The organism is Mycobacterium sp. NBC_00419, assembly GCF_036023875.1.
In the GTDB taxonomy this organism is placed as follows: domain Bacteria; phylum Actinomycetota; class Actinomycetes; order Mycobacteriales; family Mycobacteriaceae; genus Mycobacterium.
Genome location: NZ_CP107931.1, coordinates 5,357,297 through 5,377,362 on the forward strand (window position 1 = coordinate 5,357,297; position 20,066 = coordinate 5,377,362).

19 protein-coding genes are annotated in these 20,066 nt (G+C 67.9%); 12 read left to right on the top strand and 7 right to left on the bottom strand.

The features are described 5' to 3' along the window. The first annotated feature begins 8 nt into the window (after positions 1-8). From uvrC to whiA, 4 genes are read left to right on the top strand one after another with little or no spacing between them, the layout of a single operon-like run. Entirely contained in the window at positions 9-2,030 is a 2,022-nt protein-coding gene (gene uvrC / locus OG976_RS25610; RefSeq protein WP_328355479.1) for an excinuclease ABC subunit UvrC, read from the top strand. Beyond that, positions 2,027-2,947 (top strand): RNase adapter RapZ, encoded by a 921-nt coding sequence (rapZ, locus tag OG976_RS25615; RefSeq protein ID WP_328355481.1) that lies wholly within the window; start codon positions 2,027-2,029, stop codon positions 2,945-2,947. The genes uvrC and rapZ overlap by 4 nt, the downstream gene beginning before the upstream one ends. Continuing rightward, positions 2,944-4,029 carry a gluconeogenesis factor YvcK family protein gene (locus OG976_RS25620; RefSeq protein ID WP_328355484.1) on the top strand — a complete coding sequence of 362 codons (1,086 nt, stop codon included), beginning with the start codon at positions 2,944-2,946 and terminating at the stop codon, positions 4,027-4,029. The genes rapZ and OG976_RS25620 overlap by 4 nt, the downstream gene beginning before the upstream one ends. Next, positions 4,026-5,003 carry a DNA-binding protein WhiA gene (whiA, locus tag OG976_RS25625; RefSeq protein WP_328364023.1) on the top strand — a complete coding sequence of 326 codons (978 nt, stop codon included), beginning with the start codon at positions 4,026-4,028 and terminating at the stop codon, positions 5,001-5,003. The genes OG976_RS25620 and whiA overlap by 4 nt, the downstream gene beginning before the upstream one ends. Positions 5,004-5,006: 3 nt before the next feature. Here whiA and OG976_RS25630 read toward each other — a convergent pair whose 3' ends face one another. Continuing rightward, positions 5,007-5,900: an oxygenase MpaB family protein gene (locus OG976_RS25630; protein WP_328355487.1), complete on the bottom strand. Its 894-nt coding sequence runs from the start codon at positions 5,898-5,900 to the stop codon at positions 5,007-5,009. A 66-nt stretch (positions 5,901-5,966) separates the two neighbouring features. Here OG976_RS25630 and OG976_RS25635 point away from each other — a divergent pair, with 66 nt between their 5' ends. From OG976_RS25635 to secG, 5 genes are all read left to right on the top strand, one after another. After that, the gene (locus OG976_RS25635; RefSeq protein ID WP_328355490.1) at positions 5,967-6,692 is read left to right on the top strand and encodes an ABC transporter substrate-binding protein; all 726 of its coding nucleotides are present in this window, start codon (positions 5,967-5,969) and stop codon (positions 6,690-6,692) included. Positions 6,693-6,786: 94 nt separating this feature from the next. Further along, positions 6,787-7,806: a type I glyceraldehyde-3-phosphate dehydrogenase gene (gene gap / locus OG976_RS25640; RefSeq protein WP_328355493.1), complete on the top strand. Its 1,020-nt coding sequence runs from the start codon at positions 6,787-6,789 to the stop codon at positions 7,804-7,806. Between the two features lie 5 nt (positions 7,807-7,811). Then, entirely contained in the window at positions 7,812-9,020 is a 1,209-nt protein-coding gene (locus tag OG976_RS25645) for a phosphoglycerate kinase (RefSeq protein WP_328355498.1), read from the top strand. 7 nt (positions 9,021-9,027) lie between these two features. Further along, positions 9,028-9,813, top strand: coding sequence for a triose-phosphate isomerase (gene tpiA / locus OG976_RS25650; RefSeq protein WP_328355501.1), 786 nt, complete (start codon positions 9,028-9,030; stop codon positions 9,811-9,813). Between the two features lie 30 nt (positions 9,814-9,843). Further along, positions 9,844-10,077, top strand: a complete 234-nt coding sequence (secG, locus tag OG976_RS25655) for a preprotein translocase subunit SecG (RefSeq protein ID WP_047330334.1) — start codon at positions 9,844-9,846, stop codon at positions 10,075-10,077. A gap of 14 nt (positions 10,078-10,091) precedes the next feature. On the opposite strand, the gene OG976_RS25660 is transcribed toward secG, so the two are convergent. Next, on the bottom strand, positions 10,092-11,474 hold the full coding sequence (locus OG976_RS25660) for an HNH endonuclease signature motif containing protein (protein WP_328355522.1): 1,383 nt from the start codon (positions 11,472-11,474) through the stop codon (positions 10,092-10,094). A gap of 130 nt (positions 11,475-11,604) precedes the next feature. On the opposite strand from OG976_RS25660, the gene ppc reads away from it, so the two are divergent. The 3 genes from ppc (at position 11,605) to OG976_RS25675 (ending at position 15,186) form a co-directional block, all read left to right on the top strand. Beyond that, a complete protein-coding gene (gene ppc, locus OG976_RS25665; protein ID WP_328355525.1) occupies positions 11,605-14,400 on the top strand; it encodes a phosphoenolpyruvate carboxylase in 2,796 nt (931 codons plus the stop codon). A 47-nt stretch (positions 14,401-14,447) separates the two neighbouring features. Next, positions 14,448-14,570 carry a hypothetical protein gene (locus OG976_RS25670; RefSeq protein WP_328355528.1) on the top strand — a complete coding sequence of 41 codons (123 nt, stop codon included), beginning with the start codon at positions 14,448-14,450 and terminating at the stop codon, positions 14,568-14,570. A gap of 202 nt (positions 14,571-14,772) precedes the next feature. Further along, positions 14,773-15,186 (top strand): hypothetical protein, encoded by a 414-nt coding sequence (locus OG976_RS25675; RefSeq protein WP_328355531.1) that lies wholly within the window; start codon positions 14,773-14,775, stop codon positions 15,184-15,186. Here OG976_RS25675 and OG976_RS25680 read toward each other — a convergent pair. The 5 genes from OG976_RS25680 to tal form a co-directional block, all read right to left on the bottom strand. Beyond that, positions 15,183-15,569, bottom strand: a complete 387-nt coding sequence (locus OG976_RS25680) for an ATPase (protein WP_328355534.1) — start codon at positions 15,567-15,569, stop codon at positions 15,183-15,185. The two genes, OG976_RS25675 and OG976_RS25680, sit on opposite strands and share 4 nt — an antisense overlap. 5 nt (positions 15,570-15,574) lie before the next feature. Then, positions 15,575-16,318, bottom strand: a complete 744-nt coding sequence (gene pgl, locus OG976_RS25685; RefSeq protein ID WP_328355537.1) for a 6-phosphogluconolactonase — start codon at positions 16,316-16,318, stop codon at positions 15,575-15,577. Between the two features lie 16 nt (positions 16,319-16,334). After that, positions 16,335-17,246: a glucose-6-phosphate dehydrogenase assembly protein OpcA gene (gene opcA / locus OG976_RS25690; RefSeq protein ID WP_328355540.1), complete on the bottom strand. Its 912-nt coding sequence runs from the start codon at positions 17,244-17,246 to the stop codon at positions 16,335-16,337. A 136-nt stretch (positions 17,247-17,382) separates the two neighbouring features. Next, on the bottom strand, positions 17,383-18,954 hold the full coding sequence (zwf, locus tag OG976_RS25695; RefSeq protein WP_328355543.1) for a glucose-6-phosphate dehydrogenase: 1,572 nt from the start codon (positions 18,952-18,954) through the stop codon (positions 17,383-17,385). Further along, positions 18,951-20,066, bottom strand: a complete 1,116-nt coding sequence (gene tal, locus OG976_RS25700; protein ID WP_328355545.1) for a transaldolase — start codon at positions 20,064-20,066, stop codon at positions 18,951-18,953. Before tal ends, zwf begins: the two co-directional genes overlap by 4 nt.

The following is a 20,066-nucleotide window of genomic DNA, read 5'->3' on the forward strand; positions in this document are numbered from 1 at the left end:
CTGAGAATGTGCCAGATCCCGCGACGTACCGCCCGGCGCCCGGATCGATCCCCGTCGAGCCGGGTGTCTACCGATTCCGGGACCCCCACGGCCGGGTGATCTACGTCGGCAAGGCCAAGAGCCTGCGCAGCCGCCTTACGTCGTACTTCGCCGACCTGTCCAGCCTGCATCCGCGCACCCGGCAGATGGTGACCACCGCCGCCAAGGTGGAGTGGACGGTGGTCAACACCGAGGTCGAGGCGCTGCAGCTGGAATACAACTGGATCAAGGAGTTCGACCCGCGGTTCAACGTCCGGTACCGCGACGACAAGTCCTATCCGGTGCTGGCGGTGACCCTCAACGAGGAGTACCCGCGGCTGTTCGTCTACCGCGGCCCGCGCCGCAAGGGTGTCCGGTACTTCGGGCCCTACTCGCACGCCTGGGCCATCCGGGAGACTCTCGATCTGCTCACCCGGGTGTTTCCGGCCCGCACCTGTTCGGCCGGAGTATTCAAGCGGCACAACCAGATCGGCCGGCCCTGTCTGTTGGGCTACATCGACAAGTGCTCAGCGCCGTGCGTCGGTCAGGTCAGCGCCGCAGAGCATCGCAAGATCGTCGGCGACTTCTGTGACTTCCTGTCGGGCAAGACCGACCGGTTCGCCCGGGACCTCGAACATCAGATGAATGCCGCGGCCGCGGAGCTGGACTTCGAACGCGCCGCGCGGTTGCGCGACGACATCGGCGCGCTCAAGCGTGCGCTGGAGAAGCAGGCGGTCGTGTTCGGTGACGGCACCGACGCCGACGTCGTCGCCTTCGCCGACGACGATCTGGAAGCGGCGGTCCAGGTGTTCCACGTCCGTGGCGGGCGGGTCCGAGGTCAGCGCGGCTGGGTGGTCGAGAAGCCGGTCGACCCCGGCGACTCCGCCGAGGCGCAATTGGTCGAGCAGTTCCTGGCGCAGTTCTACGGCGCTGAAGCTGAATTGGGCGGCCCGCCCGAAGCCGAATTGGGCGGCGCTGCAGACGAATCCACCAATCCGGTACCCAGGGAAGTGCTGGTACCCTGCCTCCCGCCCAACGCCGGGGAACTTGCCAGCTGGCTGTCCGAGCTGCGCGGGTCACGGGTGGTGCTGCGAGTGCCGCAACGCGGCGACAAGAAGGCACTCGCCGAGACGGTGCACCGCAACGCCCAGGAGGCCCTGCAGCAACACAAGCTCAAGCGGGCCGGCGACTTCACCGCCAGATCGGCTGCCCTGCAGAACATTCAAGAGTCCCTCGGCCTGGCTGCTGCGCCCCTGCGCATCGAGTGTGTGGACATCAGCCACGTGCAGGGCACCGACGTGGTGGCCTCGCTGGTGGTGTTCGAAGACGGGCTGCCGCGCAAATCGGACTACCGGCACTTCGCCATCCGGGAGGCGGCCGGTTCAGGTCGTTCCGACGACGTCGCCTCCATCGCCGAGGTCACCCGCCGCCGGTTCCTGCGCCACGTGAACGACCAGCAGGACCCCGACCAGATGACCGCAGAAGGAAAATCCCGCAAGTTCGCCTACCCGCCCAACCTCTACGTCGTCGACGGTGGCGCCCCGCAGGTCAACGCAGCCCAGGCGGTGCTCGACGAACTCGGTGTCGACGACGTCGCCGTGATCGGGCTGGCGAAGCGGCTCGAGGAGGTCTGGGTGCCCGCCGAGGCCGACCCGCTGATCATGCCGCGCAACAGCGAGGGTCTGTATCTGCTGCAGCGGGTTCGCGACGAGGCGCATCGTTTCGCGATCACGTATCACCGCAGCAAGCGCTCCAAGCGGATGACGGCCTCGGCCCTGGACTCGGTGCGCGGCTTGGGCGACGCCCGCCGCAAGGCGCTGGTCACCCATTTCGGATCACTGGCCCGGTTGCGTCAGGCCAGCGTCGACGAGATCACCGCGGTGCCGGGCATCGGTGCCACGACTGCGGCGGCGGTGCTGGAAGCGCTAGGGGTGTCGGCGGATTCGCCGGTATCGGCTGCGACGACCGAGCCGGTCGACGATGATCGGACTGCGCAACAGGCATCGCTATGACCGAAGACGACACAGCTGAAGACAGGCGGACCCCAGTGGTGGCCGAACCCGATGCGGGTATCGACGTAGTGCTGGTGACGGGCCTGTCCGGCGCCGGGCGGGGAACTGCCGCCAAGGTGCTCGAGGACCTCGGCTGGTATGTGGCCGACAACCTGCCCCCGGAGCTCATCGCGCGGATGGTCGACCTGGGGCTGGCCGCAGGTTCGCGGATCACCCAACTGGCCGTGGTGATGGATGTCCGTTCCCGCGGTTTCACCGGTGACCTGGACTGGGTTCGCAACGAACTGGCCACCCGCGGCATCCACCCGCGGGTGTTGTTCATGGAGGCTTCCGACGACATCCTGGTGCGCCGTTACGAGAACAACCGGCGCAGCCATCCGCTGCAGGGCAACCAGACTCTGGCCGAGGGGATCGCGGCCGAACGGGCCATGTTGGCCCCGGTGCGGGCCACCGCTGACCTGGTGATCGACACCTCGACGCTGTCGGTACGGGCGCTGCGGGAGAGTATCGAGCGCGCGTTCGGGGGTGAGACGATCGCCCAGACCAGCGTCACCGTCGAATCGTTCGGTTTCAAGTACGGCTTGCCGATGGATGCCGACATGGTGATGGACGTCCGGTTCCTGCCCAACCCCCATTGGGTGGACGAGCTGCGCCCGCAGACCGGTCAGCATCCTGCGGTCCGCGATTACGTGTTGAGCCAAGCGGGCGCCACGAAGTTCCTGCAGACCTACCATCAGCTGCTGGAGCTCGTCGTCGACGGCTACAGCCGAGAAGGGAAGCGGTACATGACGGTGGCGATCGGCTGCACGGGCGGTAAACATCGCAGCGTCGCCATGGCCGAGGCGCTGGCCGGCTTACTCGGCGACAACCGGCAACTTTCGGTGCGGGTCCTGCACCGGGATCTGGGTCGCGAATGAGTGTGACGACCGGCGAGGTCAGTCCTCGCATCGTCGCGCTCGGCGGCGGACACGGCCTGTACGCGACCTTGTCGGCGGCGCGCCGCATCACGCCGCACGTGACGGCCGTGGTCACCGTCGCCGACGACGGGGGCTCCTCCGGGCGGCTGCGCAGCGAGCTCGACGTCGTTCCCCCCGGTGATCTGCGAATGGCATTGGCCGCCTTGGCTTCTGACAGCCCCCATGGCCGCCTGTGGGCCACGATCATCCAGCACCGGTTCGGCGGTAGCGGTGCCCTTGCCGGGCATCCGATCGGCAATCTCATGCTGGCCGGTCTCAACGAGGTGCTGGCCGATCCGGTGGCCGCCCTCGACGAACTCGGCCGCGTGCTCGGAGTCAAGGGGCGGGTGTTGCCGATGTGTCCCATCGCGCTGCAGATCGAGGCCGACGTGGCCGGGCTGGAAGGTGATCCCCGGATGAGCCGGGTGATCCGGGGTCAGGTCGCCGTCGCCACCACACCGGGCAAAGTGCGCCGCGTGCGCCTGCTGCCGGGTGATCCGCCGGCGACCCGGCAGGCCGTCGACGCGATCATGGCCGCCGACCTCGTGGTGCTAGGACCGGGCTCCTGGTTCACCAGTGTCATCCCGCACGTTCTGGTCCCCGGTCTGGCCGCGGCGCTGAAGTCCACGACCGCACGCCGGGCGGTGGTGCTGAACCTGGCCGCCGAGCCGGGGGAGACCGCCGGGTTCTCGGCCGAGCGTCATCTGCACGTGCTGGCCCAGCACGCCCCGGGCTTCGCGGTGCACGAGATCATCGTGGATGCCACTTCGGTGCCGTCGGACCGCGAACGTGACCAACTTCGTCGTACTGCGAATTTGATAGAAGCGACAGTTCAGTTTGCTGACGTGTCCAGACCTGGTACACCTTTACATGACCCGGCGAAGCTGGCCGCAGCGCTTGAAGTTGTGCGCACACGGGGAACCGTTCCCGCGACACAGACGCTTCCTGCCGCTGCCCCCACGCGATCCGGGGTACCGCGACAGGGGGACGGGGTGGAGGGAACGAGTGGCAACGTACCGAGAGGTGACGACCTGTGGCGATGACTGCCGAGGTGAAGGACGAACTGAGCCGACTCGTGGTCAACTCCGTCAGTGGTCGCCGGGCCGAGGTGGCCTCACTGCTGAGGTTCGCCGGGGGCCTGCACATCGTCGCCGGCCGGGTGGTCGTGGAAGCCGAAGTGGATCTGGGCATCATCGCCCGGCGTCTGCGTAAGGACATCTACGACCTCTACGGCTATAACGCGGTGGTGCATGTTCTTTCGGCCAGCGGTATCCGCAAGAGCACCCGCTATCTGGTTCGTGTCGCCAAAGATGGCGAGGCGTTGGCCCGGCAGACCGGCCTGTTGGACATGCGTGGCCGTCCGGTGCGAGGGCTGCCTGCCCAGGTGGTCGGCGGCAGCGTCGGCGACGCCGAGGCAGCCTGGCGCGGAGCGTTTCTGGCGCACGGCTCGTTGACCGAGCCCGGCCGCTCGTCGGCGCTGGAAGTCAGCTGCCCGGGGCCCGAGGCCGCGTTGGCACTCGTCGGCGCCGCCCGCCGCCTCGGCGTCAGCGCCAAGGCCCGCGAAGTGCGCGGCACCGATCGGGTGGTGGTGCGCGACGGTGACGCCATCGGCGCGTTGTTGACCCGGATGGGCGCCCAGGACACTCGGTTGATCTGGGAGGAGCGCCGGATGCGCCGCGAGGTGCGCGCCACCGCGAACCGGCTGGCCAACTTCGACGACGCCAACCTTCGCCGCTCGGCACGGGCCGCGGTGGCCGCGGCCGCCCGGGTCGAGCGGGCTCTGGACATCCTGGCCGACACGGTGCCGGACCACCTGGCCGCGGCGGGCCGGCTGCGGGTCGAGCACCGGCAGGCCTCGCTGGAGGAGCTGGGCAGGCTGGCGGAGCCGCCGATGACCAAAGATGCTGTGGCGGGACGTATTCGGCGCCTGCTGTCGATGGCAGACCGTAAGGCCAAGCAGGACGGTATCCCCGACACCGAGTCGGCGGTTACCCCTGACCTGCTAGAAGACGCCTGAGGGTTAGATCGAAAGCTCTTCGGCTGCAGCCACTTCAGGTTGGTCCGCGGCAAGGGCCCAGCGAATCGTGCCGACCAGTGCGCGGCCGGCGAAGCGAATCCCGGTGGCCTCCACCGGGGGCAGATAAGGCAGACGCAGCGGCAGCCGGGCCCATGCCGGGAGCATGGCCACCGATGCCGCGGCCAGCACGCCATAGGGCATCCGCGCGATCAGCGGCAGCGGCGGGGTGAGAAGAAGGAAGCGGGCGGCGTCGCGGGCGGCCTCGGTGCTGTGCAGTTCGGGGCGGAAGGCGGCGATGCGCTCGGCCAATTCGGCCTCGGTGCGCGGCGGGTCCGGGACGCCGAGTGCCTCGGCGGTGCGGGCGGTGTCGGCGACGTAGGCGTCGCGCCCGTCCTGGTCGAGCGGGGCGGCGCCGTAGAGCTGGTGGGCCAGCAGGAAGCTGTCCACCTCGGCGATGTGGACCCACTCCAGCAGATGCGGGTCGTCGGCCCGGTAAGGCCGGCCGTCGGCGGCGGTGCCGTGCACCCGCCGGTGGATGCCGCGCACCCGGTCCACGGCCCGTTGCGCCTCGGCGGCGGGCCCGAATGTGGTGACCGCCAGGAACGTGCTGGTGCGTTGCAACCGGCCCCACGGATCGCCGCGATAGTCGGAATGCTGGGCGACACCGGCCATCGCCAGCGGGTGCAGCGACTGCAGCAGCAGCGCGCGCAGGCCCCCGACGAACATCGAGGCGTCGGCGTGCACCCGGCGGATGGGGCGGTCGGGGGCGAACCAGCGCGGTCCGGGGGTGTTGTGGATGCGGTCGCGGTTGCGCGGGCCTTCCGGTCCGGCCACCATCGCGAACAAGCCCTGTCCGAGGCGTCTCCGGACCGGGCCGAGGTCCGGGGTGATCGCCATGAGCGCGACGGTACGCGCCGCGGAAAGCGGCTGTCGATCCTCGGCGGCGTTCGTTACGGTTTCGCCATGACCGGCGGTGACGACGTGCTGCGCGTCGGTGCGGCCTTCTCGGATCCGCCGTTCCACTCGACGGGTGGCGGTGAGCATGCCGGCCTCGACGTCGATCTGATCGAGGCGATCGGCAGCAGGCTGGCCTGCGCCGTGGAGTTCATCGCCTACCAGGGGCGCGACTTCAACGGCATCTTCGACGCCCTCGACTCGGGCGAGTTCGACTGCGTCACCTCGGGCACCACCGTCACCGGTTCCCGCGCCCTCAAGGCGTCGTTCTGCGATCCCTACCTGATCTCCGGCCAGGCGTTGGCCGTCGACACCGGCCGGCTGCCCGGGGTGCACTCGGTGGACGATCTCGAAGGGCTGACGATCGGTATTCAGCACGGCAACACCAGCCAGCCCATCGCCAACCGGCTTGTCGCCGAAGGAAAGGCCGCGCGGGTGCGGGTCTATGGCTACGGCAGTGGCCGCACCGTCCTGCGCGACCTGACTACGGGACGCTGCGACGCCTTCATGAAGCTGGCGCCGGTGCTCACCGAACTCGTCAGGCCGCTGCCCGGGGTGGAGGTGGTGCAGCGCGGGATCACCGCCGAGAAGATCGCGATCGCCGTACCCACCAGCGACGCGGCGCTGTTGGCGCGGATCAACGTGGCGCAGGCCGAACTGGAACGGGACGGGACGCTGCCGTCGATCCGGCAGCGGTGGACCGGTTCGGACAGGCTTGATCAGACCGGCTCGTGAACCGGATCGAGCGGACATCGCAACCGGTCGCGCACGCTGTCGGCGTCGCTACTAGGCTGACCTCGAGCACTGGAAGCGACTCAAGGAGACAGACGTGACGATCCGGGTTGGCGTTAACGGCTTCGGCCGCATCGGACGCAACTTCTACCGGGCCCTGGCGACGCAGCAGGCCGAAGGCAAGGCCCAAGACATCGAGATCGTGGCGGTCAACGACCTCACCGACAACACGACTCTCGCGCACCTGCTGAAGTTCGACTCGATCCTGGGCCGGCTGCCGGAGGATGTCAGCCTCGAGGGCGAGGACACCATCGTCATCGGCAACACCAAGATCAAGGCGTTCGAGGTCAAGGAAGGTCCGGCGGCGATCCCGTGGGGTGACCTCGGCGTCGACATCGTGGTCGAGTCGACGGGCATCTTCGTCGACGCCCGGGCCCGCGGACACCTGGAGTCGGGTGCGAAGAAGGTCATCATCTCGGCGCCGGCCAAGGACGAGGACATCACCATCGTCATCGGCGTCAACGACGACAAGTACGACGGCAGCCAGAACGTCATCTCCAACGCCTCGTGCACCACGAACTGCCTTGGGCCACTGGCCAAGGTCGTCAACGACGAGTTCGGCATCGTGCGCGGTCTGATGACCACCATCCACGCCTACACCGGCGACCAGAACCTGCAGGACGGCCCGCACAAGGACCTGCGCCGTGCCCGGGCCGCCGCGGTGAACATCGTGCCCACCTCGACCGGGGCCGCCAAGGCCATCGGGCTGGTGCTGCCGGAGCTCAAGGGCAAGCTGGACGGCTACGCGCTACGGGTGCCGATCCCCACCGGCTCGGTTACCGATCTCACCGTCGAGCTCAGCAAGCACGCCAGTGCGGCCGATATCAACGCCGCACTCAAGGCCGCCGCGGAGGGCAAGCTCAAGGGCATCCTGAAGTACTACGACGCCCCGATCGTCTCCAGCGACATCGTCACCGACCCGCACAGCTCGATCTTCGACTCGGGCCTGACCAAGGTCATCGACAACCAGGCCAAGGTCGTCTCCTGGTACGACAACGAGTGGGGCTACTCCAACCGCCTGGTCGACCTCGTCGGCCTGGTCGGCAAGTCGCTCTAACAGCGATGACTGTCAAGACTCTTTCCGATCTGCTCGCCGAGGGCGTCGCGGGTCGGGGCGTCCTCGTGCGCTCCGACCTCAACGTCCCGCTCGACGACGGTGCCATCACCGACCCCGGCCGCATCATCGCCTCGGTGCCGACGCTGAAGGCCCTGGCCGAGGCCGGCGCCAAGGTCGTGGTGACCGCTCACCTGGGTCGACCCAAGGGTGGTCCCGAGCCGAAGTTCTCGCTGGCCCCGGTCGCCGCGGCGCTGGGGGAGCAGCTGGGCCGGCACGTCCAGTTGGCCGGTGACGTCGTCGGTACCGATGCACTGGCGCGCGCCGAGGGTCTCACCGACGGTGACGTGCTGCTGCTGGAGAACATCCGCTTCGACCCGCGGGAGACCAGCAAGGACGACGCCGAGCGGCTGGCACTGGCCAAGGCGCTGGTCGAGCTGGTCGGAGATGACGGCGCGTTCGTCTCCGACGGGTTCGGGGTGGTGCACCGCAAGCAGGCCTCGGTCTACGACGTGGCGACGCTGTTGCCGCACTACGCGGGCACGCTGGTCGCTGCCGAGGTCAAGGTTCTCGAGCAGCTCACCTCCGCCGGTGAGCGGCCGTACGCCGTGGTGTTGGGCGGCTCGAAGGTGTCCGACAAACTCGCCGTGATCGAGAACCTGGCCACCAAGGCCGACAGCCTGATCATCGGTGGCGGCATGTGTTTCACCTTCCTTGCCGCGCAAGGACTTTCGGTGGGATCCTCGCTGCTGCAGGAAGAGATGATCGACACCTGCCGCCAGCTGCTGGAGACCTACGGCGACGTGATTCACCTGCCGGTCGACATTGTCGTCGCGGCGGAGTTCGCTGCCGACTCGCCGCCGGACACCGTGGCGGCCGACCAGATTCCGGCCGACAAGATGGGCCTGGACATCGGGCCGGAGTCGGTCAAGCGGTTCAGCACGCTGCTGTCCAACGCGCGCACCATCTTCTGGAACGGACCGATGGGTGTGTTCGAGTTCCCTGCCTTCTCGGCGGGGACCAAGGGGGTGGCCGAGGCGATCATCGGCGCCACCGCCAAGGGCGCGTTCAGCGTTGTGGGCGGCGGCGACTCGGCGGCGGCTGTGCGTCAGCTCGGGCTGCCTGAGGACGGCTTCTCGCACATTTCGACCGGCGGCGGTGCATCGCTGGAATACCTTGAGGGCAAGTCTCTGCCCGGTATCGAGATTCTGAATTAGGAGTCCTGTGTCCCGTAAGCCGCTGATCGCTGGCAACTGGAAGATGAACCTCAACCACTTCGAGGCCATCGCTCTTGTCCAGAAGATCGCATTCTCGTTGCCCGACAAGTACTTCGACAAGGTCGACGTCACCGTCATCCCGCCGTTCACTGATCTGCGCAGTGTGCAGACCCTCGTCGACGGCGACAAGCTGCGGCTGACCTACGGCGCCCAGGACCTGTCCCAGCACGACTCCGGCGCCTATACCGGCGAGATCAGTGGTGCGTTCCTGGCCAAGCTGGGGTGCACGTTCGCCGTCGTCGGACATTCCGAGCGCCGCACCTATCACCACGAGGACGATGCCCTGGTGGCCGCCAAGGCCGCCGCGGCGTTCCGGCACGGCCTGATCCCGATCGTCTGCATTGGCGAGCACCTCGACGTGCGTGAGGCCGGCAACCACGTGGAGTACAACGTCGAGCAGTTGCGCGGCTCGCTGGCGGGGCTGACCAACGAACAGCTGACCGACGTCGTCATCGCCTACGAGCCGGTGTGGGCGATCGGCACCGGCCGGGTGGCCAGCGCGGCCGACGCGCAGGAGGTCTGTGCAGCGATCCGTGCGGAGCTGGCGAATATCGCAACTCCCCAGATCGCCGCTGGTGTGCGGGTGCTCTACGGCGGCTCGGTCAACGCCAAGAACGTCGGCGAGATCGTCGCTCAGGAGGACGTCGACGGTGCCCTGGTGGGTGGCGCGTCGCTGGACGGTGAGCAGTTCGCCATTCTCTCGGCGATCGCCGCGGGCGGGCCGCTGCCGTAACCGGGCCGCGAACCCGGTATTCTGGGCGCCATGGTTTTGACCCTGCAGATCATCCTGGTGGTCACCAGCGTCCTGGTGGTCCTGTTGGTGCTGCTGCACCGTGCCAAGGGTGGCGGCCTGTCGACCCTGTTCGGCGGCGGCGTGCAGTCCAGCCTGTCCGGGTCGACCGTGGTGGAGAAGAACCTCGACCGCCTGACGTTGTTCGTCACCGGCATCTGGGTGGTGTCCATCATCGGCATGGCACTGCAGATCAAGTACTCCTGATCCGCTGCCCCACCTCACGGGGACTCGCCCCCGTCTTCGAGTAATCGCTCGGGATGGTGCACGTCGTTGACCCGCGGTGGACCGGTGCCGTCTGACCACGCGATGCGCCCGTCTCCGGTGACTGTCGTGTCGTAGACGCCGTCGGTGACCGCGTCGTGGTCGCCGTCGCAGCCGAAGTACAGATTGTCGGCATCGGTCGGCCCACCCGCGCTCCAGGCCTGCGCGTGGTGGACTTCGCAGTCGTATCCCCGGACACAGCAGTTCGGTTTGGTGCAGCCTCCGTCGCGGGCGTGGCAGATGATCCGATGGTCCGGCGTCGCCAGCCGTTTGGAGCGGCCAAGGTAGATCGGTCGTTCGGAATGGTCCTCGAACACGGCGAGATAGTGGACGGAACCGGCGGCCATCCGAATCAGGTCGCGCATCGGTAGCCGCCCCGCCCCGCCCGTACGCGCCGGCGGCGGCATTGGCACGCTGGGGTCGTGCAGGGCCCGGGCGGCCTGGTCGAGTTCGGACAGTGTCGTCGTCACGACGACGGTCACCGGCATTCCCCGATGCTTGCCCAGGGCGCCCGACCCGATCGCCGCTCTCAAGGCCAGCTTCAGCGCATCGTGGCTCCGTTGTTGGCAGCTCCGGGTGTCGCGCTCGTCGCCACCGGGCTGGTGGCGCCCAGGGCGTACCGCCGAGATCACCGCCTCCAGATAGGCGCGGGCCTCTGGGTCGAGCCAGCCGGACAGCCTGCTCATCCCGTCGGCGCCCTGACGGCTCAACAGCAGGCCGCGACGCCGGGCACGATCCTCGTCGGTGAAGTTGCCGTCGGGATTGAGGCAGTCGGCGATCGTCGCACCGACCACGGTGACGAACTGCGAATCCTGTTCGCGGGCGTGCCGCACCAGCGCCCGTTCCGCCTTGTCCTTGTCGACGGCAGACACCGACGCCGGCAGCAGGTCGAGCGCCCGGCACACGGCGCTGATGTGGTCGTCACCGATGTCGCCGGCTTGCACCGCGGCGGCGAGTTCGGGCAGTTCTGGGGCAACCGGAGGCCCGGTGAGTGATCGTCGAGGGCGGATCCGCGCCGCCACCCGGAACCGGCGCCGCACCTCGCCGGCGGTCAGCCGCAGCCGGGATGCCAGTTCGTCGCGCACCTTGACCCCGACAGGCGGCCGGGCGTCGTCCGCACCGTCGACCGGGTCGGCGATCTCGCCGAACACGCGATACGACAGCCCGCGGCTGGTCCGCTGCTGGTTCTCCAGCCGCTCGGCCATCTCGATCCGAAAAGCATTGCCCGCCAGATCAGTACATGTCGTCCGCAGTCGGGAGTACGCGGCGTCGATCGCATCGAGTTCGGCGCGAACCAGCTCGTGGGCCGCCTCGGCGGTGAGCGGTTCGAGCACGGTCATAAACCCACGGTATCGAACACATGTTCGCATGCAACGGTTCGTGCGTCGTGCTGTGGATGAATCGGGATCTGTGGATAGCCTCACCGCCCCTCGTCCTGCGGGCTGGCCACCCCGCGCCGATACTGGACGCATGGCAGAGGTCTCTGATGTGACGCTCGAACCGATCGGTGCCGTTCACCGCACCCAGGTCGGGCGGGAGGCCACCGAACCGATGCGCCGCGACATCCGCCTGCTCGGCGCGATCCTCGGTGACACGGTGCGTGAACAGAACGGCGAGGAGGTCTTCGACCTCGTCGAACGGGCCAGGGTGGAGTCATTCCGGGTCCGGCGCTCCGAGATCGACCGCACCGAACTGGCCCGGCTCTTCGACGGAATCGACATCCACCGGGCCATCCCGGTCATCCGTGCCTTCACCCACTTCGCCCTGCTGGCCAACGTCGCCGAGGACATCCATCGGGAGCGTCGCCGCGCTGTCCACGTCGCGGCAGGTGAGCCGCCGCAGGACAGCACGCTGGCCGCCACCTACGGCAAGCTCGAGGCCGCCGAACTCGACGCCGACACCGTCGCCGCGGCGTTGCGCGGTGCGCTGGTCTCGCCGGTGATCACCGCCCATCCGACGGAGACCCGCAGGCGTACGGTCTTCGACACCCAGCACCGGATCACCCAGCTCATGCGGTTGCGGCTGCACGGGCAGGACGAGACCGAGGACGGCCGGCCGGTCGAAACCGAGCTGCGCCTGCAGATCCTCACGCTCTGGCAGACGGCGCTGATCAGGTTGTCCCGCTTGAAGATTCAGGACGAGATCGAAGTCGGCCTGCGCTACTACCCGGCGGCGCTCTTCGAGGTCATCCCCAAGGTCAACGCCGAGGTGCGCAACGCGCTGCGGGCCAGGTGGCCGGGTGCCGATCTGTTGCCCGAGCCGATCCTGCGCCCCGGGTCCTGGATCGGCGGCGACCGCGACGGTAACCCGAACGTCACCGCCGAGGTCGTCCGGCTGGCGACCGGCAGCGCCGCCTTCACCGCTCTGGCGCACTACTTCGCCGAGCTGACCGCACTCGAGCAGGAACTGTCCATGTCGGCCCGACTGGTCAAGACCTCCGAGGAACTGCAGCAACTGGCCGCGGACCTCGACGAGCCGGCCCGCTCCGACGAGCCCTACCGCAGGGCACTGCGCGTGGTGCACGCCAGGCTGACCGCCACCTCCGCGAACATCCTCGACCGCCAACCCGAGCGCATCCTCGACCTCGGGCTGCAGCCTTATGTGACACCGGGTGAACTGCTGGACGATCTCGACGTCATTGGTGATTCCCTGCGGCGCAACGGAAGTGCGCTGCTGGCCGACGACCGGCTGGCGCGGCTTCGTGACGCCGTGGACGCCTTCGGGTTTCACCTCAGCGGGCTGGACATGCGGCAGAACTCCGAGACGCACGAGCAGGTGGTCGCCGAACTGCTGGCATGGGCAGGCGTGCACGCCGACTATGCGTCGCTGCCGGAACCCGAACGGGTGGAGCTCCTGGTTGCCGAGCTGGCCACCCGCCGCCCGCTGATCCGTGACGATGCCGAGCTGTCCGAGCTCGCGCGCAAGGAACTCGACATCGTGTTTGCCGCGGCGCGGGCGGTGCGAGTCTTCGGCGCTGCGGCCGTGCCGAACTACATCATCTCGATGTGTCAGTCGGTGTCGGACATGCTCGAAGCCGCGATTCTTCTGAAAGAAGCCGGGCTACTTGATGTTTCCTCGGATCAGGTGTGCGCCCCGGTCGGGATCGTGCCGCTGTTCGAGACCATCGACGACCTGCAGCGCGGATCGTCGATCCTGGAGTCGATACTCGACCTGCCGCTGTACCGGGCGATGGTTCACGCCCGGGGCGAGAGCCAGGAGATCATGCTGGGGTACTCCGATTCGAACAAGGACGGCGGCTACCTGGCGGCCAACTGGGCGCTCTACCGCGCCGAGCTCGACCTGGTCGAATCCGCCCGTAAGACCGGAATTCGGCTACGGCTCTTCCATGGCCGTGGCGGCACGGTAGGCCGCGGCGGCGGCCCGAGCTACGACGCCATCCTGGCCCAGCCGCCGGGCGCGGTGAACGGCTCGCTGCGGCTGACCGAACAGGGTGAGGTGATCGCCGCCAAGTACGCCGAACCGCGCATCGCGCACCGCAATCTCGAGACGCTGCTGGCCGCGACGCTGGAGTCGACCCTGCTCGACGTCGAGGGCCTCGGTGACGCCGCCGGGCCGGCCTACGAGGTGCTCGACGATCTCGCGGCGCGCGCACAGCGGGCATACTCCGAATTGGTGCACGAGACACCGGGATTCGTCGAGTACTTCAAGGAGTCCACCCCGGTCAGTGAAATCGGGTCGCTGAACATCGGGAGCCGTCCCACCTCCCGCAAGCCCACCACCTCGATCTCCGATCTGCGGGCGATCCCGTGGGTGCTGGCCTGGAGCCAGTCGCGGGTGATGCTGCCCGGCTGGTATGGCACCGGCACCGCCATCGAGGACTGGATCGCCGAGGACGGGTCCAGGCTCGAGGTGTTGCAGGACCTCTACGCCAAGTGGCCGTTCTTCGCCACCGTGTTGTCCAACATGGCCCAGGTGCTGTCGAAGTCCGATATGGGGCTGGCAGCCCGGTACTCCGAACTCGTCGCGGACGCCGAACTGCGGCAGCGGGTGTTCGACAAGATCGTCGCCGAACACGACCGGACCATTCGCATGCACAAGCTGATCACCGGTCACGACGACCTGCTGGCCGATAACCCGTCGCTGGCCCGGTCGGTGTTCAACAGGTTCCCCTACCTCGAGCCGCTGAACCACCTGCAGGTGGAACTGCTGCGCCGATACCGCTCGGGAGACACCGACGAACTGGTGCAGCGCGGCATCCTGCTCACCATGAGCGGTCTGGCGACTGCGCTGCGCAACAGCGGCTAGCTGAACTCCGCGGGAACCGGCGGCCGCCGGGCAGCGTCGAACTCGGTATGACACAACCCGGCGAGGTTTCGATGGACAACACGGCCGACCTGATCGGCCCCCTCCCGCTGGTGGCGCCCCCGGTACTGGCCGACTGGAGCGTCGCGGATCCGGCTGACGGCTGGTGGTGAGGTAGCCGCCGGGCAGTCCAGGTTTGCCAGGTTTCCCGATCCGGGTGCGATGGTTACCTCCGTTGGTGTTCGCCTGAGGGACAACCCTTTTGACAGGGGGCGCGATCGGCAATATTCAGGTATTGCCCGGGCTGAAACTGTGACATCATTTGTCGGCCACCGGTGTCGCCGGCTGGGTTTCGCATCGCTGACCGGAGGCTCATTGACCGTGACCCATGTGCTGTTCGTCGCCGCGCCACACGCATCAGCCCGCGCCTTGGCCGAAGCCATGCTCCAGTGTTTCGGGATCAACCCCTCAACGATCGCGAAGGTGGACCAGTGCACGGCCCAGACCGCATCCGCGAGCGTCGGCCTGCCGCTCGGGGTCGATTATCACGCGTTCCGCGGTCCGGAACTTCCCGCGCGGGTCAGTGCGATCAGTTTGTCGGGTAGTTACCTTCGCAAAGTTCGCGAAGAGTTTGCCCACATTCCTGAACTGCCGGCTCTTCTGTTCGGCGCGACGCACCTGGTTCGGGTCGATCACGAGCTGACCGACGGCGCGGCGGAGGCGGCGATCGCCGGCTTCGCCCGCCAGCACCGCATCCGTCGACTCGACGTCGAGAAGCTGCCCGGCTAACGCTCGCCGGCCCGCCGCACCGCGTTGACCACTCCGCGCACCGCCGACTCGGTCACCGCCAGCGGTGACATCACCGCTTCACCGATTCCGACGATCCGCTCGACGCGCCCGACGACGCCTTCCATCCGCGCGACGATGGCATTCAGGCGCGGTGCCAGTTCGTCGATCCGGGTCAACGTCGAGTTGAAGACGCCCAAGGTCTCCTCGAAGTACTCCATGGTGCCGTTCATCCCGCTCAACGTCTTGTTCAGATCGGTGAGCGCCTCACTCATGCCGACCAGGATCGTGTCGAGCTGATCGACGGTCACATCGGCGTTCAGCGCCGCCTGTGCGAGCGTCTTGATCCGGTCGCGGCCGCTGCGGGGCGGCGTCTTGTCAACCATGAGGCTCAGTGTGGCAGCTTGCTCGCCGCCGTGGTGTCGAGTAGCCAGACCGTCGCGTCGCGCCCGACGGCACCCGCGGCCGGGATGTCCGCCGGCTGCGCACCGCAGATCGCCTCGGCTACCGCGTCGGCCTTGGCCTCGCCGGAGACCACCAGCCACACCTCCCGCGAGCGCTGCACCGCAGGCAATGTCAGCGTGATGCGCCGCGGCGGCGGCTTGGGGGAGTCCTCCACGCCGACCACCAGTCGGGTCGTCTCCAGGGTGGCAGCTGAGTGCGGGAACAACGAGTTGACGTGTCCCTCGCCGCCCATACCGAGCAGGTGGACGTCGAAAACCGGTGCCGGCTCGCCTGGTTCGGCAATCTCGGCCAGGACTGTCGCATAGTCAGCCGCCGCCGCATCGAGGTCGTCACCGAACTCGCCGTCACTGGACGCCATCGGATGGATGTTGGCCTCCGGGATAGCGATGTGGTCGAGGAGGGCTTCCCGGGCCTGCTTGTCGTTGCGCTCGTCGTCGGCCGCGGGCACGTACCGTTCGTCACCCCAGAACAGGTGAACCTTGGACCAATCGACGTCGTCGTCGTGTGCGCCGACGTGCTTGAGCAACCCGATACCGGTACCGCCGCCGGTGAGGACGATCAGTGCCCGCCCCCGCGCGGCGATGGCGCCGGTGATCGCCCCGACCAGCCGGTCCCCGGCGGCAGCTACCAGTGCGTCGGTGTCGGGATAGGTTTCGACGATTCGGGTCATGTCAGTGCCGAGCCCCTCAGGAGTAGTCCACGTTGTCGATGCCGGCCAGCGCCTCGTGGTAGATCTCATCCGCATCAAGACGACGCATATCCTCGGCCAGGCATTCGCGGGTCTCCCGGCGTGGCAACGGCAGTAGCGCCTCGGGGCGGGCGGTGCGGCTCAGCGTGGCGGTGACACCGTCTTGCGGACGGCTCAGCGTCACCGTCTCCGACGGCCGGACCAGTTCCACCTTCAGTTCGCCGATGGTGCGCGTGACGGTGCCGTCTATCCGGCTGGCCAGCCAGCCCGCCAGGATGTCCAGTGCCGGTTCGTCTTCCAGGCCGGACACCACCGCCGAGGTCACCGGCTCATAGGGAGGTTGGTCGATGGCAGAGGCCAGCAGTGCCCGCCAGTAGGTGATCCGGCTCCAGGCCAGGTCGGTGTCGCCATCGGTGTAGCCCGCGAGCCTGCTCTTGATCGAGGCCAGTGGGTCAGCGGCCCCCGTGGCGTCGGTGATCCGCCGAATTGCCAAGCAGCCCAGGGGATCCTGGGCAGGAACCGCAGGTGCAGCCCCGGGCCACCAGGCGACCACCGGTGTGTCGGGGAGCAGGAACGGCAGCACCACGCTGCTGGCATGCGCCGACAACGGTCCGGAGATCTTCAGCACCACAACCTCGCCGGCGCCTGCGTCGCCGCCCACTCGCAGCTGGCCATCCAGTCGTGGCTCGGCGGCCAGCCGGTCGTCGGGCACCACCACGATGACGCGGCAGGGATGCTCACGGCTCGCCCATGTCGCGGCGTCGATGGCGTCCTCGACCTGATCGAGGCTGTCCGGGGCGATCACCAGGGTCAGGACGCGGCTGAGCGTGATCGCGCCGCCCTCCTCGCGCAGCGAGGTGATCCGCTTGTTGAGGTCATTGGTGGTCGTATTCGGCAAGTCGACAATCACTTCTGCCGTCTCCGCTCTTCGCTGGCGCTCATCACGGGCGCCGTCTCCGCTCTTCGCTGGCGCTCATCACGGGCGCCGTCTCCGCTCTTCGTTGGCGCTCATCACGGGCGCCGTCTCCGCTCTTCGCTGACGCTCATCACGGGCGCCGCCATTCCCGGCCGGAACGCTGCAGCATCTCGAATGCCGACTCCGGGCCCCAGGTGCCTGACTCGTAGGGATCCGGCTTACCGTGTGACGCCCAATAGTCGAGCACCGGATCCAGTATCTCCCAGGATAATTCGACCTCGGCATTGCCGGGGAACAGTGATGGTTCGCCCAGCAGCACGTCGAGGATCAGCCGCTCGTAAGCCTCCGGGGAGTCTTCGGCAAAGGCCGATCCGTATGAGAAGTCCATGTTGACGTCACGCACTTCCATCGCACTGCCGGGCACCTTCGAGCCGAAACGCAGCGTGATTCCCTCGTCGGGCTGGACGCGGATCACCAGGGCGTTCTGCCCGAGCTCCTCGGTCATGGTTGCGTCGAACGGCAGGTGCGGTGCCCGCTTGAACACCAGCGCGATCTCGGTGACCCTGCGCCCCAGACGTTTTCCGGTCCGCAGATAGAACGGCACCCCGGCCCACCGTCGGGTGTCCACGTCGAGGGCGATCGCCGCGAAGGTCTCGGTGGTGGAGTCCTTGGAGAAGCCCTCCTCGTCGAGCAGCCCGACCACCTTCTGGCCGCCCTGCCACCCGGCGGTGTACTGCCCGCGCGAGGTGGTCTGATCCAGCGGCTGGGCCAGCGACGTGGCCGAGAGGACCTTGATCTTCTCGGCCCGAACCTCGCTGGGGTGGAAGCTGACCGGTTCTTCCATCGCCGTCAGCGCCAGCAGCTGCAGCAGATGGTTCTGGATCACGTCGCGGGCCGCACCGATGCCGTCGTAGTAGCCGCCGCGTCCGCCGAGCCCGATGTCCTCGGCCATGGTGATCTGGACACTGTCGACGTAGTGGCTGTTCCAGATCGGTTCGAAGAGCTCGTTGGCGAACCGGAGGGCCAGGATGTTCTGCACCGTCTCCTTCCCGAGGTAGTGGTCGATGCGGAACACCGACTCCTCGGGAAAGACGCTGTTGACCAACGTATTCAGTGCGATCGCGCTCTGCAGGTCGTGGCCGAACGGCTTCTCGATGACGACCCGGCTCCAGCGACCCTTCTGCTGGCGGGCCAGCCCGGACTTCTTGAGCTGTTCGCACACCTCGGGAAAGGCCTTGGGTGGAATCGACAGGTAGAAGGCGTGATTGCCGCCTGTGCCGCGTTCCACGTCGAGCTTCGCCAGGGTCTCGGAGAGCCGGGTGAAGGAGGCGTCGTCGTCGAACGTCCCGCAGACGAACCGAATCCCCTCGGCGAGCCGGTCCCACACCTCCTGGCGAAACGGCGTGCGTGCGTGTTCCTTGACCGCGTCGTAGACGATCTTGCCGAAATCCTCGTCGGCCCAGTCCCGCCGGGCGAAACCCACCAGGGAGAACGACGGCGGCAGCAACCCGCGATTGGCCAGGTCGTAGATCGCCGGCATCAGCTTCTTGCGTGCCAGGTCACCGGTCACGCCGAAGATCACCAGGCCGCACGGCCCGGCGATGCGTGGCATCCGCTTGTCGCGCTTGTCGCGCAGCGGGTTATGCCAGCCCGCCGGGGCGGGTGCGACTACTCCGGGTACCGGCTGCTGGGCGTCGCTCATTTGGCGGCGTCGAGCTGGCCCTGGGTCGCGTCGAGCAGTTCCTGCCACGACTTCTCGAACTTCTCCACGCCCTCGTTCTCGAGTGTCAGGAAGACGTCCCGGATGTCGATGCCGATGGCGTCGAGGTCGTCGAACACCTTCTGCGCCGCCTGCGCGGTGCCGGTGATCGTGTCACCGGTGACCACGCCGTGATCGGCGACGGCGTCGATGGTCTTCTCCGGCATCGTGTTCACGGTGTTGGGCGCGACCAGTTCGGTCACGTACAGGGTGTCGGAGTAGTCCGGGTTCTTCACCCCGGTCGACGCCCACAGCGGTCGCTGCACCCACGCGCCGGCCTCGGCGAGCGGTTCGAACCGCTTGCCGCCGACGAACACCTCCTCATAGGCCGCGTACGCGAGCCGGGCGTTGGCGACACCGGCCTTGCCGCGCAGTGCCAATGCCTCCGGCGAACCGATCTTCTCCAGGCGCGCGTCGATCTCGGTGTCGACCCGTGAGACGAAGAACGATGCCACCGAATGGATGGTGTTCAGGTCGTGTCCGGCTTCCCTGGCGGCCTCGAGGCCGGCGAGGTAGGCGTCCATGACGGCGCGGTGCCGCTCCACCGAGAAGATCAGCGTCACGTTCACCGAAATGCCTTCGGCCAGAACGGCGGTGATGGCGGGCAGGCCCTCTTCCATCGCCGGGATCTTGATCAGCAGGTTGGGCCGGTCGACGATCTTCCACAGCTCGATAGCCTGCGCGATGGTCTTGTCGGCATCGCGGGCCAGGCGCGGATCCACCTCGATGGACACCCGGCCGTCGACACCGTCGGAGGCCTCCCACTGCGGACGCAGTACGTCGCAGGCCTCCCGCACGTCGTCGGTGGTGACGGTGCGGATCGTGGCGTCGACGTCGGCGCCACGCTCGGCGAGTTCGGCGACCTGCGCGTCATAGGCGGTGCCCTTGGACAGGGCGGCCTGGAAGATCGACGGGTTGGTGGTGACACCGACGACACTGCGGGTGTCGACGAGTTCCTTCAGATTGCCTGTCCGCAACCGGTCCCGGGACAGGTCGTCGAGCCAGACGGAGACGCCCGCGGCGGCCAGGGCCGCGAGATGGGGATTCTGTGCCAT

Coding starts and splice junctions, on each gene's coding strand:
- rapZ (WP_328355481.1), top strand. CDS start 2,027: ATGACCGAAGACGACACAGCTGAAGACAGGCGGACCCCAGTGGTGGCC.
- OG976_RS25620 (WP_328355484.1), top strand. CDS start 2,944: ATGAGTGTGACGACCGGCGAGGTCAGTCCTCGCATCGTCGCGCTCGGC.
- whiA (WP_328364023.1), top strand. CDS start 4,026: ATGACTGCCGAGGTGAAGGACGAACTGAGCCGACTCGTGGTCAACTCC.
- OG976_RS25630 (WP_328355487.1), bottom strand. CDS start 5,900: ATGGCGATCACCCCGGACCTCGGCCCGGTCCGGAGACGCCTCGGACAG.
- OG976_RS25635 (WP_328355490.1), top strand. CDS start 5,967: ATGACCGGCGGTGACGACGTGCTGCGCGTCGGTGCGGCCTTCTCGGAT.
- OG976_RS25645 (WP_328355498.1), top strand. CDS start 7,812: ATGACTGTCAAGACTCTTTCCGATCTGCTCGCCGAGGGCGTCGCGGGT.
- secG (WP_047330334.1), top strand. CDS start 9,844: ATGGTTTTGACCCTGCAGATCATCCTGGTGGTCACCAGCGTCCTGGTG.
- OG976_RS25660 (WP_328355522.1), bottom strand. CDS start 11,474: ATGACCGTGCTCGAACCGCTCACCGCCGAGGCGGCCCACGAGCTGGTT.
- ppc (WP_328355525.1), top strand. CDS start 11,605: ATGGCAGAGGTCTCTGATGTGACGCTCGAACCGATCGGTGCCGTTCAC.
- OG976_RS25670 (WP_328355528.1), top strand. CDS start 14,448: ATGACACAACCCGGCGAGGTTTCGATGGACAACACGGCCGACCTGATC.
- OG976_RS25680 (WP_328355534.1), bottom strand. CDS start 15,569: ATGGTTGACAAGACGCCGCCCCGCAGCGGCCGCGACCGGATCAAGACG.
- pgl (WP_328355537.1), bottom strand. CDS start 16,318: ATGACCCGAATCGTCGAAACCTATCCCGACACCGACGCACTGGTAGCT.
- zwf (WP_328355543.1), bottom strand. CDS start 18,954: ATGAGCGACGCCCAGCAGCCGGTACCCGGAGTAGTCGCACCCGCCCCG.
- tal (WP_328355545.1), bottom strand. CDS start 20,066: ATGGCACAGAATCCCCATCTCGCGGCCCTGGCCGCCGCGGGCGTCTCC.